Source organism: Mycobacterium sp. 852014-52450_SCH5900713, assembly GCF_001667075.1.
Taxonomy (GTDB): domain Bacteria; phylum Actinomycetota; class Actinomycetes; order Mycobacteriales; family Mycobacteriaceae; genus Mycobacterium.
On record NZ_LZIL01000043.1, the window covers coordinates 117,656 to 130,145 of the forward strand.

Consider the following 12,490-nt stretch of genomic DNA (forward strand, 5'->3'; position numbering starts at 1 on the left):
ACAACCGCCACACCAGTGTGCTAGGAATATATTCCTAATAGGAATATATCGGTCAGGCACATTTGGAGAATCGATGTCAGGTATCGCTGAACCCGCCACCCCCACGGCCGTCATCGACCGCATATCGCTGGTTCTCGACGCCTTCGAGGGTCCGGGGCGGCTCACCTTGGCGCAGATCGTCAGGCGTACCGGCCTGCCGCGCTCGTCGGCGCATCGGATGCTCGAACGCCTGGTGCAGCTGCGCTGGCTGCGCCGCAGCGGCCGCGATTACGAGTTGGGGATGCGCCTCGTCGAACTAGGATCGCTCGCCGTGCATCAGGACCGGCTGGTGCGGGCGGCCGGCCCGTTGCTGGGTGAATTGCACCGCGCCACGGGCCTTGTCGTGCACCTGGCCGTGCTTGAGGGCCCGGACGTTGTGTACCTGGACAAGATCGGCGACCAGAGAATTCCCACCCGGGTGGGCGGTCGCCAACCCGCCCACTGCACCGCGGTCGGCAAGGCGATCCTCGCCTATCGCGATGAGGATGCCGACATCGATCTGCGGGTTCGGAAGACGAGATACTCGATCTCCAGCGGCGCCCAGTTGGCCGTTGAACTGGCAAAGGTGCGCGCGCATGGCGTCGCCTTCGAGCGCGAGGAGTCGCTGCTCGGATTCGGTTGCGTCGCGGCGCCGATCGGGGCGCCGGGCGAGGCGGTAGCCGCGGTGTCGGTGTGCGGTCCGATGAACCGCATGACGTTCGACCAGCGGTTGACGGCCCCGGTGCGGATGACCGCGATGGGCATCTGGCGCAACGTCGAGGACGGCCCGCAGCGCGTCGCTCCAACCCTGCAGCCGCTGCGCCCGCTGCGTCCCGCAGGTCCGCCGTCGCGTCCCGCCCTTCAGTACGCGTGAACGCGTGCACATGTCGGACGGCCACGTCTTCGTGATCGACCGGGTGGTTACCCGGCCCGGCTGCGCCCGGCGGTTCGTCGACGCCTACCTCGCCGAGTACGCCCCTGGCGCGCGGGAGCGCGGGATGACGTTGCGCGATGTTCTGGTCAGCCCGCCGATCTGGTTCGATGACGACACCAACACCGTGACGATCACCTGGACGCTGCCCGACGTGCGGGCGTGGTGGGAGATGACGTGGAAGGGCAGGCCGGACCCGGCCCTCGGCCAATGGTGGTCGCGGATCGGCGAGTTCGTGCAGGAGCGGTCGCGCTCCTTCGCGGCGAGCGCCGATGATGTCGACGATCTCTGCGATGTATAGCGTCACAAGGTTGCTCGACATCGTCGAGGACGACCGCGACCGACTGCTCGACGAGATGCGTGCCGCCGCGGCCGACAGCGGCGCTGTGCGGTGGGTGGTGGCGCCGACGCTGCCGGGCGCGCGCAACGGCGGTGACGTCCTGGTCCACCTGCGGTTCGGCACACCTGCCCAATGGGACTGTGCGGCACCGATCTTCGATGCCTTGATGTCCGACTCGGCGGTTACCCGCGTCAACGGCGCGAACTACTCGGGTCGGCCCGTCGGATCCGGCGAGCCGAGGGGCACGGTGTACCGGACGCTGTTGCTTCGCGTTGCACCCCAGGCCGCGCCGGACACAGTCGCACGTTTCGAGCACGAACTGTCATCGATGGCGCGCTATGTCTCGTCCATCCGCGCATGGCAACTGAGCCGGGTCTCCGAGGGCGTCGGCACCTCCGCCTGGACCCATGTGTTCGAGCAAGAGTTCTCCGACGTCGACGGACTGCTGGGACCCTATTTGATGCATCCGATCCACTGGGCCGTCGTGGACCGCTGGTTCGACCCGGAGTGTCCCGACGTCATCATCCACGACCGCGTCTGCCACAGCTTCTGCGCCTGCCACGACCCGGTTCTCGGCTGACGGGCGGGCGTCGTGGACGCGGCGAGCTAAAGCCCCGCGTCCCGGATATTAGGGTTGGCCGTCGGAGGTGGCGGCAGCGGCGGCAGTACCGCGGTTCCATCCAGGCTGTGCACCGGTAGGTGCTGCGACCACGGAAAGTGCAGGCTGAACGCGACGAGCCCGGTGCGCTCAGCGGCGGGCAGGTGACACATCGCCAGCACAGTCTCGGCGAGGTATTCCACCGGCTCGGTCGGGAAGCCATTCGGAATGAGCTGGGCCGCACCGGGAGTGCGAACGGCCGTCGACGGGCCTACGCAGTTCACCGCGATGTTGGCATCGAGTAATTCGGCGGCGACGCCCTGGGTGAAGCGATGCAGCGCGGCCTTGCAGGACGCGTAGATCACGTCGCCCGCGGTCTTGTTGTAGTCGCGATACGGCCGTACCGGTGCGACCCCGGTCACCGAGCCGATGTTGACGATCCAGCCCGCTCCCTGCTTGCGCATCTGCGCCACAGCCGCTTTCGTCAAGACGAACGGCGTGCGCAGGTAGTGTTCCACCGTGCGGTCGAACGTATCCAGGCTCATGTCCTGGACCAGGGAGTAGTCCGCGAAACCCGCGTTGTTGACCAGGATGTCGATGCGGCCGGTGCGATCGAGCACCGCGTCGATCAGCCCGTCGCGCTGCGCGGCATCCTCGAGATCCGCCGCGACGGCGAATGCCTGCCCGCCGGCGGCCTCGATCAACCCGACCGTCTCGCCGACGGTGCCGGGAAGCGTGCTGGCCGCCCCGCCGCGGACGGACGCCGACGCGGCGTGCGAGCGGGCCGTGACTGCCACGGTGGCGCCTTCCGCAGCCAAGCGCCGGGCGATCGCCCGGCCGATCCCGCGGCTGCTGCCGGTGACCAAAGCCGTCCTCCCGGAGAGCAACTCGCTCATCGCAACTCGAAATCGCCCTCGACCGGTGCACGGTGATCACGCCATACGTCGAGCAGCCTGTATGGGAAGGCCGTCACGATCCGTCCGCCGCCCGAACGGTAGTACGTGTGCGCGGACGGGGTGTGGCACCACACCGTGCCCTGCATGGTCGCGTCGATGTCGGCGACGTAGTCGTCGTATGCGCGCTGCGTGACTTCGATCGTCGACGCCGCTCGCAGCGCCATGAGCTGCAGGCATTCCATGACGTAGTGCACCATCACCTCGACGCCGAAATTGTGGCCCGCGCCGTGTCCCGGGCTGTAATTGGGCGCCGACGAGATGAACAAGTTCGGGAACCCGGGGACGGTCCCACCGCGGTACGCCCGCGGTCGGTTGCCCCACTCGTCGGCCAGCTTCTTGCCGTCTCGCCCTTGAATGTCCATGGTCGACAGGAAATCCAGATGGTAACCGGTCGCGTAGACGATGACGTCCAGGTCGATCTGCCGGCCGTCGGACGTCACGATGCCCGCCTCGTTGACTCGGGCCGGCTCGCTCGGTTCGACGTCGACGTGCTCGCGGGCCAGCGCCGCATAGTATCCGCCGGGATCGCGGATGATCCGCTTGCCGTACGGCGCGAAGTCCGGCGTGACCTTCCGCGCCAGTTCGCTGCCGGCGCCGAAGACGTCGTCGATGTACTTCAGGCACATCTGCAGCAGCGCGTCGTTGGCCGGCGAAATGGACAGATGGCCACGCGCCCATTCGGCGTCGTACAAGATCACCGGGTAGTTGTTGTCGGCGGTTCCCCAATAGGATTTGAGCCGAATCCAATTGGCGTAGAACGGTAATCGGGTACCCAGCCATCGCTGATAGTCGGGCACGTCATCGGTGAGCCGCCGCCGCGGCGCCACCCAGTGCGGCTGGCGCTGGAACACCGTCAGGTGCGACACCTGGTCGACGCACGCGTCGACGATCTGCACCGCTGTGCACCCCGCACCGATGATGGCGACCCGCTTGCCGGTCAGATCCAGACCAGGGTCCCACCGCGCCGAATGGACTTCGACTCCCGAGAAAGTCCCCCGTCCATCCAGTTGCGGCCAGCGGGGCCGGTTCAGGTAGCCGGCGGCCGGGATCACCACATTGGCGTAACTGATCTCACGGGCGCCGCCGGGGCCCAGCGCACGGATCTGCCACTGACGGCGCTCGTCGTCCCAGCGGAGGGCTTCGACTTCGGTACCGAAGCGGGTGCGTTGCCGCAGTTCGTATTTGTCGGCCACCGACACGAGATAGGACTGATACTCCGCCCCCATCGGGTAATAACTCGACCAGTCGCCGTTGATGTCGCGCGACAACGAGTAATACGCCGAAGGGGTGTCCACACCGATTCCGGGATAGGTTGTGGTGTACCAGGTCCCGCCTACCTCGTCGTGACGGTCGAAGATCTGGTAGTCCACGCCGGCGTCGGCCAACTCCAATGCGGCGGTCAATCCCGCGATACCGGCGCCGATGATCGCCACCCGGAAGTCGTCGGGGAGCTTCGCGGTGCGTGGCAACACCGGCTGCGGCGGCTGGAATCCGCCCTGCTCCAACAGCAGCGGGATGTACTCGGGGTCGATCGTCCCGCCGAGTGCGACCGGCGCGATGCGCGCGAACAGGTCGGGGTCGTCGGCACGGGCGGCGTGACGAGACCGGGGTATCTGCAGCGCGCTGACCACGGCCTCGACGATGGCCGCCCTCGTCACCGGATCGGTAGCGCCCGCCTGCTCCGGCGGGTCGGGCACGTGGGTGATCTTCGGCGCGAAGCGGTCGACCACCCCGGCGTCACCGGTGAGTTGCGCCAGCACCGCGACGAGCACGCCGGGGTCGGCCCGGGCCAGGTTGGCCCGCAGTTCGTCGCGATCATCGCCCACCCGCCCGGTGCGGTCGGCCCTCGCGGTTGCGCCAGTGCTCATGACGCCGAGTATCGCCGCCGCCCACCGCTACCGGGCGGCCCTTGTCTACTCAGCGGGACACCGGCGACAAGCCGTCGAGTATCGGCGCCTACGGTGGCGCGCATGCAGTCGGGCGACCTTGACGTCACCATCACGCGCGCGCGCAGCCACGCGCTCGGCGATATCCCCCGCCGGCCGGCGCGCAGGCACCCGGACAAGATCGCGATTGTCGACGGTGACGTCGTGCTGAGTTTCGCCGAGCTCGAGAACCTGGTGGACCGTGCGGCCGCGGCCTTGGCCGACAACGGTTTCAGAGCCGGCGACCGGCTGGCGCTCTTGTCCCACAACTGCTGGCAATACGCCGTACTGGTATTCGCCACCGCGCGGGCGGGGGTTGTCCTCGTCCCGGTCAACTTCATGCTCACCGCCGAGGAGGTCTCCTACATCCTCGGCCATAGTGGCGCACGAGGATTCATCGTCGAAGCGGCCTTGACCCCCACCGCTGACCGGGCCATGCGACTGGGTGGATCGGTGGCTACGAAGGCGGTGCTGTTGCCGCCCGGGCAGTCCGCCGCGCGTGGCTGGCCCGACTTCGCCGAGTGGCTGAGCACCACCTCGACGGCCCCACGCCCCCACATCGACGACGACCAACTGGTGCGCCTGATGTACACCAGCGGCACCGAATCGCGACCCAAGGGCGCCATGCACACCAGCCGAAGCCTGATGTGGAACTACATCAGCACGATCCTGGCCGGCGACAAGTCCGCCGACGATGTCGAGATCCATTCCCTGCCGCTCTACCACTGCGCACAGCTCGACAACTTCCTGGCCACCGATGTCTATCTCGGCGCCACCAGCATCATCCTGCCGCGGCCGGATCCCGAACTCGTCCTGCGCACTATCGAGCGCTACGCCGTCACCAACTATTTCGCCCCACCGACGGTCTGGATCTCGTTGCTGCGATCACCCGTCTTCGACACCGTCGACCTGTCCAGCCTGCGCAAAGGGTATTACGGCGCCTCGGCGATGCCGGTTGAGATCCTCAGCGAGATTCGGGAGCGCCTGCCGCGCCTGAGGTTGTGGAACTTCTACGGCCAGACCGAAATGGCGCCGCTGGCCTCCGCGCTCGCCCCCGACGAACAGGACGCACACGCAGGTTCGGCGGGGCGTCCGGTCGCCAACGTGGAGACGGCGATCCTGGATGACAACGGCGCCCCGCTTGCCGCGGGCGTCGTCGGTGAAATCGCCCACCGCAGCCCGCATTTGATGCTGGGCTACCTGGACGACCCGCAGAAGACAGCCGAGGCCTTCCGGGGCGGCTGGTTCCACTCCGGCGACCTCGGCTACTACGACGAGAACGGGCTGCTGCATGTCGTGGACCGCAAGAAGGACATGATCAAGACCGGCGGGGAAAACGTCGCAAGCCGGGAAGTCGAAGAAGTCATCTACCGCCACAGCGGCGTCGAAGAAGCCGCCGTGTTCGGGCTGGCCCACCCCGTTTGGGTCGAGGCCGTCGTCGCCGCGGTGGTGCTGCGCGACGGCGTCAACCTCGCCGAGGGCGACATACTCCCGCACTGCCGCGCGCACCTGGCGGGGTTCAAGACGCCCAAGCGAATTTTCTTCGTCGATTCGCTACCGAAGAACCCCAGCGGCAAGCTGTTGAAACGGATGCTGCGCGAGCGATTCAGCTCGGGATCAGCTGAGCGGTGAAACGCACAGGGTGGAAGATACGGTGATGGCGTTCACCCGGTTGGTGCCCCCTAACTCGATCGACCCGGTGTCGACGCAGGGCCTTCGCGACGAGGTGCGGCAGTTCCTCGACGACCAGCGGGCGGCCGGGGCGTTCACCCCGTCGGTGGACGCCTGGCTGTCGGGATGGGACGAGAACTTCACCGCCGCGCTCGCGGCGCGCGGCTGGTTGGGAATGACGGTGCCCGTCGAATACGGCGGCCACGGGCGTTCGTTCCTGGAGCGGTTCGCCGTCACCGAGGAGTTGCTCGCCGCCGGCGCCCCCGTCGCCGCGCACTGGATCGCCGACCGGCAGATCGTGCCGTCGTTGCTGAAATACGGCACGGAGTCGCAAAAGCTGAGTTTCCTGCCGCGGATCGTGCGCGGCGAGTGCTTCTTCGCGATCGGCATGAGCGAACCGGAGTCCGGCTCCGACCTGGCCGGCGTGCGCACCAGGGCGCGGCGCGTCGACGGAGGCTGGTCGCTGACCGGCACCAAGGTTTGGACGTCGGGCGCACACCTCGCGCACGCGTTCATCGTGCTCGCCCGCACAACGCCACCGGATCCAGAGCACCGGCATGCCGGGTTGAGCCAATTCATCGTCGACCTGCGCGGGCCCGGCGTCGAAGTGCGCCCGATCGTCTCGATGAACGGCGCCCACCACTTCAACGAGGTGATACTCGATGAGGCGTTCGTCCCCGACGACATGGTGTTCGGCGCAATCGGCGACGGCTGGCGGCAGGTGACTTCCGAGCTGAGCTTCGAGCGCAGCGGACCCGAGCGGTACCTGTCGACCTTCGTCCTGCTGGCCGCCTGCGCCGACCGGATGGCGGCGAACGCCATTCCCCGCAACGCGGATCTGGGGAGGCTCGTTGCGCGGGTCACCGGCCTGCACCACATGTCCACCGCGGTGGCCGGCGCGTTGGAACGGCGCGAGCCGGCCGACATCCCCGCCGCCCTGGTAAAGGTGCTCGGCACCAGCACCGAAGGCGACATCGCCGAGTTTGCCGACCTGCAGGACTCCCCCGATCGGATCTTCGCGGACTTGGTGCGTGCCGCCGTGGACCAGCGGCGCGGGTTTACCCTGCGCGGCGGCACCAACGAGGTGCTTCGCGGAGTCATCGCCCGCGGATTGGGGCTGCGGTGAGCGCCCGGCCGTCCGTCGACGAAGCGTTGGCCGACATGATGGGTGCCGTCTTTGCCGGTCACCGCGAAAAGCTCGCGGGCGCAACGCTCGTCGAGCGGGGCTCTGATCTGTGGCGCCAGCTCGCCGAACTCGGTCTTCTGCGCCTCACCGGTGCGGTCGAGCACGGCGGCAGCGGGGCCGGGTGGTACGAGGCGGCCGAACTCCTGAAGGCGTCGGTGCGCAGCGGTATCCGGATCCCACTGGCGGAGCACGACTTGTTGGCATGCTGGCTCCTGGAGGCCAACGGGTCGGCCGCCGACGGCGCGGCGCGGACGGTCTGCGTCGTCGACACGCACGGCGTCGCGACGGAGGTGCCGTGGGCGAGCATGGCCGAACGGGTAGTGGTCGTATGGCGCGCCGACGGACAATATCGCGTCACCGACGTTGCCCCCGAAAGGCTCAGCATCACCCCCGGCGTCAATCTGATCGGTGAGCCACGCGACACCGTGGCTGCCGAGCTCTCCGGCTTACAGGGAAAAACAATCGGCCCGACCCTTCTGCGCCAGCTGCGGCTGAAGTCAGGGTTGGTGCGGGCGATCCAGGTGTGCGCCGCCCTCGACGAGATACTGCAGCTGTGCATCGAGCACGTCAGCTCGCGAACCCAGTTCGGGCGCCCGCTGTCGAAATTCCAGGGCGTTCAGCACCTGGTCTCCGACATTGCCGCCGAGGCCGCGCTCGCCAGGGCCGCAACCGAGGCGGCGTTGACGGCCGGCGTCACGGCGGAGTGGTCGAGCCCGACGCTGGAATTCCTTGTGGCCGCGGCGCGTTCGTGTGCGGGCTACGCGGCATCCGTGGTGGTCAGAAACGCCCACCAAGTGCACGGCGCCATCGGCACCACCCGTGAGCACCGCCTGCATGAATTCACCAGGGCTGCGCTCGCGTGGCGATCGGAGTTCGGTTCGATGCGTTACTGGGACGACGTCGTCACCGACGCCGCAATGCACGCGAGCGCCGGGGGCTTGTGGAGCCTCATTACCGAGTGACACGGACGGTGTTCCACTGATCGGGCGGTCGCGGTGCCGCCGCGGTCACAATGGGGTTTGATTCGATGCCATGAACAACGACGTCACGCTGTCGGAACTGCAGGAGTTCATCGGCGAGTTCTGGTACCACTACGACGAGGCCCACTACGACGAGCTTGCGGTTAGATACGCCCATGACGTGCGCTACGTGACTAGAAGCGATTCGGGCGCAAGCCCTTTCGAGGAACTGATGTCGCCCGAACTCAACGGCCGCGATGCGGTGATGGACTGGCTGTCCGAGCACCGCAAGCAGAGCCCGTACCCACTGCGACACCACGCCACCAACATCCACCGCACCGGGACCGACGGTGCGATCACCCGGGCGCGGTTCTACATCCTCGTCAACCAGATCGCCAACTTCGTGCCGTTCGCGGTGTCCAGCGGGGTCGTCAACGTCGGCGTGCGGCGCGGCGCAGACGGACTGCAATTCACGGAGATGGACGTGGTTCTGGATGCGACGAACTCGGTCCTGCTGGCCGACCTGCATGCCGACAGCACCGCACCGTCATGACCGCCGGCGACGCATTCTCCGGCGGCGTCGCCGTCATCACCGGGGCTGGATCAGGGATCGGTGCCGGTTTGGCGCGGCACGCCCACCGGTTGGGCATGACCGTGGTGCTCGCCGACATCGACGCCGACGGGATCGCAGCGCTGCGCGGCGAACTGCGCGCGGCCGGCGGCACGGCCGTCGACATCGTCTGCGACGTGCGTGATCCCGAGGCGGTGCAGGACCTCGCGGACCGGGTTTATCGGGATTTCGGCGCGGTGCGGCTGCTGGTGAACAACGCGGGGATCGAACAGTTCGGCTATCTGTGGGACACGCCGGTGACGAGTTGGCAGCGCGTCGTCGACGTCAACATCAGCGGAGTCTTCTACGGCGTGCGGGCATTTCTGCCGAAAATGATGTCCGTCGACGAGCAGGCGTGGGTGTGGAACGTTGCGTCGGTCGGCGCCGTCGTGGCAATGCCGTTGCAGACGCCTTACATCGTGAGCAAGCACGCCGTGCTCTCGATGACCGAATGCCTCTGCACCGAGGTTCAATTGGCGGGACACGACCACCACATACATGTGCAGGCGGTGTTGCCCGGACCGGTGGTGTCGAACATCTTCGAATCCGCGGGCGGCGTCGATGCCACGGAGGCCGCCGATGTCGGCGCCGCCGAGACGCATCGCGCGGCCATGCTGGACATCAAAGCGGTGGGGATGGACCCATTGGCGGCCGCCGAGACGCTGTTCCAACAGGCCGCCGAGGACCGATTCTACCTGCTCACCCATCCCCAAGTCGGGGCGGCGATGGCGGAGCGCGCGGAAGTGCTTGCCACGCAACGACCCCCGGCACTGCGCACGGAACGCCGGTTCGGTGCCGACCAGCTCTGAGGCGGGGACCTGCGGACTGGACCCCGATGCCGCCGCTCGCATCGCTTCGTTCGGTGACATCCCACCGATGCGCCAGCGCGGGCTCGCGGCGGTGCGCGCCGCGCTCGAATCCGCGCCACCGCCCGAGTCGATGGCCGAGATGGCCGCCGTCACGGAAGAAGCCATTCCCGGTCCCGCCGGCGACCTCCCGGCACGGGTCTACCGTCCCGACACCGGGAGCGCCGGACCCGTGCTGGTGTATTTGCACGGCGGCGGGCTCGTGATGGGGTCGAACCGCTCGTTCGAGCCCCTGGCCCGTGAGCTGGCTGCGGCGTCGGCGGCCACCGTCGTAGCGGTCGACTACCGCCTGGCCCCGGAGTGGCCGCCGCCCGCGCAGTTCGACGATGCGTACGCCGCGACGCAATGGGTGTCACGGAACGCCCGCCATCTCCGGGTCGACCCCGAAAGACTCGGGGTGATCGGCGACAGCGCCGGTGGCGCACTGGCGGCCGGCGTCGCGCTCGCCGCCCGTGATCGCGGCGGGCCGCCGATCCGAACGCAGGTGCTGCTTTATCCAGGCCTGGACCGCGACATGACGGCTCCGTCCGTCACCTCCTTGGCCGACGCCCCGATGCTCACCCGCGATGACATCGACTACATGCACTCCCTGGTCGACGGGGATGCGGGTGCGCCCAGCAGCCCATACCTGGTTCCCGCATACGCATCCGAGCTCGCCGGGCTCCCTCCGGCCATCGTCGTCACCGCGGAGTGCGACCCGATCCGGGATTGGGGTGAGCGGTATGCGAATCGGCTGCGGGACGCCGGCGTGCAGACCACCCTGACCCGTTATCCCGGGATGTGCCACGGATTTCTGATGCGTTCCGATGCCACGGCGCGGGGCCGGCTGGCCATCGCCGAGATCGGCGCGCTACTACGGGCCAAGTTCGGCCATCCGGTCGAAGTTTTGACGTCCCGGTGACCGGGTCACCGCCGCGCGCATCGCCACCACGCCGCCCACAATCAGACCACGAACTTCCAGAGGAGACAGCTGATGCTCACCGACGACCGGCGGATGGAGCTTTCCGACGTGTTACGGCCGGCCGCGCCGCCGCGCGAGATCGACAACGTCTATACCGACGATCAGCGCGAACGCCTGCTCGACGTGGTACGCACCGAAGGGCCGTGGCGGTTGATCATCGCGCAACACTTCGCGTCACCCGATGAGCTGATCGCCACCATGAGCGGCCTTTTCCCAGAAGGCTTCACCCCATCGCTCGACCTGTTCCTGACCCCGACCTTCCGCGGCTACCTCGCCAATTACGGTGCGGTGCTCTACCCCGAGCTGTACGACTGCTTTTACAACGCGCGGTTCCTCGAGATGGCTAAAAGCTACTGGAACGCCCAGTACGCCAAGCCGCAGCTGATGCTCTTCAACATCAACGGGCCCTGTGCCAACCGCGACCCGGGACATCTGGACTCGCCGAGCTTTCGCGGCGTGCGTCATGAGAACGCGCCGACCTGGCTCACCAGCGTGATGGGCAAGTCCGGCCTGTTCGGCGAGTACCTGATCAAGATGGCGCAGGTGATCACTTGGTTCTCGCTCGATCCCGGGAGCGGATTCACCTACTGGCCCGACGGGCCGCTCAAGGCCCCCAAACGCGTGTTGCCGCCGATCAACAACCGTGGCGTGGTGGTGCAGAACGAAATGATGGTGCATCGCGGCGAAGCGAACGGACCACTCGAACAACAAGTTCCGGCCGGATTGTCGTTCGACACCGTCTTTTCCGGTGACCCCGGTGATCGGCATCAATGGTTGCTCAAGAACGGCGACGAGGTGATCGCCCGCCACCCCACCGGCCAACTGCGGTTCCTGGTGCACTGGTCCGCAGAGGTGTTCACCGACCATGACGAGCTGAAGAAGAACATGGAGGGCTCGCACGACCTGACGATCGAGAAGGCCATCGACATCATGGTCGACGACCTCAACGGCAGGGGCATCAAGCTCGACATTCCCAGTGAGCCATTGCACGACCCGGCGTTCATCGGCGCGCTCAACGCCGGCTATGACTTGGGCGGCCCCGCCGTCTACCCCGAAGAGGCGCCCATCAGCGCATTCCAGCTCGCATGACGGACCACCTCACCGCCGAACGTCGACCTGTCTGCACGGAAACTCCTTCACCGCCACCATAATTCGACGGCCGGCGGAATAAGGGTCAAACAGTTTCGTCGACGATCGCCAAACCGCCACGCCGTACGGCCTCGAGCATCGACCCCTGCAACGCCGAACACGCCAGGAACACGCCGCGACCGCCGGGCGTGGAAATCCTCTGTGCTTCGGCCCGCTCGACGCACCGGGCCGTCGCATCGGCGTTCCACTGCACGCTGGTCTGATTCCAGCTACTTTTGCGAGCCAGTACCTGCGCGCCGCACCTCCGGCACCAAACGGGGCACATCGGCATCTCGTCGAGGCGATTGTCCTGCCGGACAGGCGAATCGAGCGGCATCACA

The 12,490-nt window shown here is 67.3% G+C and carries 13 protein-coding genes; 10 read left to right on the top strand and 3 right to left on the bottom strand.

All coding sequences use genetic code 11. The features are described from left to right. The first annotated feature begins 82 nt into the window (after window positions 1-82). The 3 genes from A5773_RS12580 to A5773_RS12590 are packed head-to-tail and all read left to right on the top strand — an operon-like array spanning window position 83 to window position 1,869. Entirely contained in the window at window positions 83-892 is an 810-nt protein-coding gene (locus tag A5773_RS12580; protein ID WP_156659559.1) for an IclR family transcriptional regulator, read from the top strand. Window positions 893-902: 10 nt separating this feature from the next. Further along, the gene (locus tag A5773_RS12585) at window positions 903-1,250 is read left to right on the top strand and encodes a hypothetical protein (protein ID WP_066953684.1); all 348 of its coding nucleotides are present in this window, start codon (window positions 903-905) and stop codon (window positions 1,248-1,250) included. Further along, entirely contained in the window at window positions 1,243-1,869 is a 627-nt protein-coding gene (locus A5773_RS12590; protein ID WP_066953678.1) for a Dabb family protein, read from the top strand. Before A5773_RS12585 ends, A5773_RS12590 begins: the two co-directional genes overlap by 8 nt. 26 nt (window positions 1,870-1,895) lie before the next feature. Here A5773_RS12590 and A5773_RS12595 read toward each other — a convergent pair whose 3' ends face one another. Continuing rightward, the gene (locus A5773_RS12595; RefSeq protein WP_066953677.1) at window positions 1,896-2,783 is read right to left on the bottom strand and encodes an SDR family NAD(P)-dependent oxidoreductase; all 888 of its coding nucleotides are present in this window, start codon (window positions 2,781-2,783) and stop codon (window positions 1,896-1,898) included. Continuing rightward, window positions 2,780-4,711 carry an NAD(P)/FAD-dependent oxidoreductase gene (locus A5773_RS12600; protein ID WP_066953676.1) on the bottom strand — a complete coding sequence of 644 codons (1,932 nt, stop codon included), beginning with the start codon at window positions 4,709-4,711 and terminating at the stop codon, window positions 2,780-2,782. The genes A5773_RS12595 and A5773_RS12600 overlap by 4 nt, the downstream gene beginning before the upstream one ends. Before the next feature lie 102 nt (window positions 4,712-4,813). Here A5773_RS12600 and A5773_RS12605 point away from each other — a divergent pair, with 102 nt between their 5' ends. From A5773_RS12605 to A5773_RS12635, 7 genes are all read left to right on the top strand, one after another. Next, entirely contained in the window at window positions 4,814-6,400 is a 1,587-nt protein-coding gene (locus A5773_RS12605) for an acyl-CoA synthetase (RefSeq protein WP_067791134.1), read from the top strand. 25 nt (window positions 6,401-6,425) lie between these two features. Continuing rightward, window positions 6,426-7,565, top strand: a complete 1,140-nt coding sequence (locus A5773_RS12610; RefSeq protein ID WP_067791157.1) for an acyl-CoA dehydrogenase family protein — start codon at window positions 6,426-6,428, stop codon at window positions 7,563-7,565. Beyond that, window positions 7,562-8,587, top strand: a complete 1,026-nt coding sequence (locus A5773_RS12615) for an acyl-CoA dehydrogenase family protein (protein ID WP_066953674.1) — start codon at window positions 7,562-7,564, stop codon at window positions 8,585-8,587. The genes A5773_RS12610 and A5773_RS12615 overlap by 4 nt, the downstream gene beginning before the upstream one ends. Window positions 8,588-8,657: 70 nt before the next feature. Further along, window positions 8,658-9,137, top strand: a complete 480-nt coding sequence (locus A5773_RS12620; protein WP_066953673.1) for a nuclear transport factor 2 family protein — start codon at window positions 8,658-8,660, stop codon at window positions 9,135-9,137. After that, window positions 9,134-10,003: an SDR family NAD(P)-dependent oxidoreductase gene (locus A5773_RS12625; RefSeq protein ID WP_066953672.1), complete on the top strand. Its 870-nt coding sequence runs from the start codon at window positions 9,134-9,136 to the stop codon at window positions 10,001-10,003. Before A5773_RS12620 ends, A5773_RS12625 begins: the two co-directional genes overlap by 4 nt. 67 nt (window positions 10,004-10,070) lie before the next feature. Further along, the gene (locus A5773_RS12630; protein WP_082948211.1) at window positions 10,071-10,961 is read left to right on the top strand and encodes an alpha/beta hydrolase; all 891 of its coding nucleotides are present in this window, start codon (window positions 10,071-10,073) and stop codon (window positions 10,959-10,961) included. A 72-nt stretch (window positions 10,962-11,033) separates the two neighbouring features. Next, complete coding sequence (locus tag A5773_RS12635; RefSeq protein ID WP_066953670.1) at window positions 11,034-12,110, top strand: hypothetical protein; 1,077 nt, start codon at window positions 11,034-11,036, stop codon at window positions 12,108-12,110. 85 nt (window positions 12,111-12,195) lie between these two features. Here the strand turns inward: A5773_RS12635 and A5773_RS12640 are convergent, their stop codons facing one another. Next, window positions 12,196-12,486 (bottom strand): ferredoxin, encoded by a 291-nt coding sequence (locus A5773_RS12640; RefSeq protein ID WP_066953938.1) that lies wholly within the window; start codon window positions 12,484-12,486, stop codon window positions 12,196-12,198. Between the last annotated feature and the right edge of the window lie 4 nt (window positions 12,487-12,490).

What these genes read in the sequence shown, in the direction of transcription:
- A5773_RS12640 (WP_066953938.1), bottom strand. Translation starts at nt 12,486, where the DNA reads ATGCCGCTCGATTCGCCTGTCCGGCAGGACAATCGCCTCGACGAGATG.
- A5773_RS12610 (WP_067791157.1), top strand. Translation starts at nt 6,426, where the DNA reads ATGGCGTTCACCCGGTTGGTGCCCCCTAACTCGATCGACCCGGTGTCG.
- A5773_RS12590 (WP_066953678.1), top strand. Translation starts at nt 1,243, where the DNA reads ATGTATAGCGTCACAAGGTTGCTCGACATCGTCGAGGACGACCGCGAC.
- A5773_RS12630 (WP_082948211.1), top strand. Translation starts at nt 10,071, where the DNA reads ATGCGCCAGCGCGGGCTCGCGGCGGTGCGCGCCGCGCTCGAATCCGCG.
- A5773_RS12595 (WP_066953677.1), bottom strand. Translation starts at nt 2,783, where the DNA reads ATGAGCGAGTTGCTCTCCGGGAGGACGGCTTTGGTCACCGGCAGCAGC.
- A5773_RS12585 (WP_066953684.1), top strand. Translation starts at nt 903, where the DNA reads ATGTCGGACGGCCACGTCTTCGTGATCGACCGGGTGGTTACCCGGCCC.
- A5773_RS12600 (WP_066953676.1), bottom strand. Translation starts at nt 4,711, where the DNA reads ATGAGCACTGGCGCAACCGCGAGGGCCGACCGCACCGGGCGGGTGGGC.
- A5773_RS12605 (WP_067791134.1), top strand. Translation starts at nt 4,814, where the DNA reads ATGCAGTCGGGCGACCTTGACGTCACCATCACGCGCGCGCGCAGCCAC.
- A5773_RS12635 (WP_066953670.1), top strand. Translation starts at nt 11,034, where the DNA reads ATGCTCACCGACGACCGGCGGATGGAGCTTTCCGACGTGTTACGGCCG.
- A5773_RS12625 (WP_066953672.1), top strand. Translation starts at nt 9,134, where the DNA reads ATGACCGCCGGCGACGCATTCTCCGGCGGCGTCGCCGTCATCACCGGG.
- A5773_RS12620 (WP_066953673.1), top strand. Translation starts at nt 8,658, where the DNA reads ATGAACAACGACGTCACGCTGTCGGAACTGCAGGAGTTCATCGGCGAG.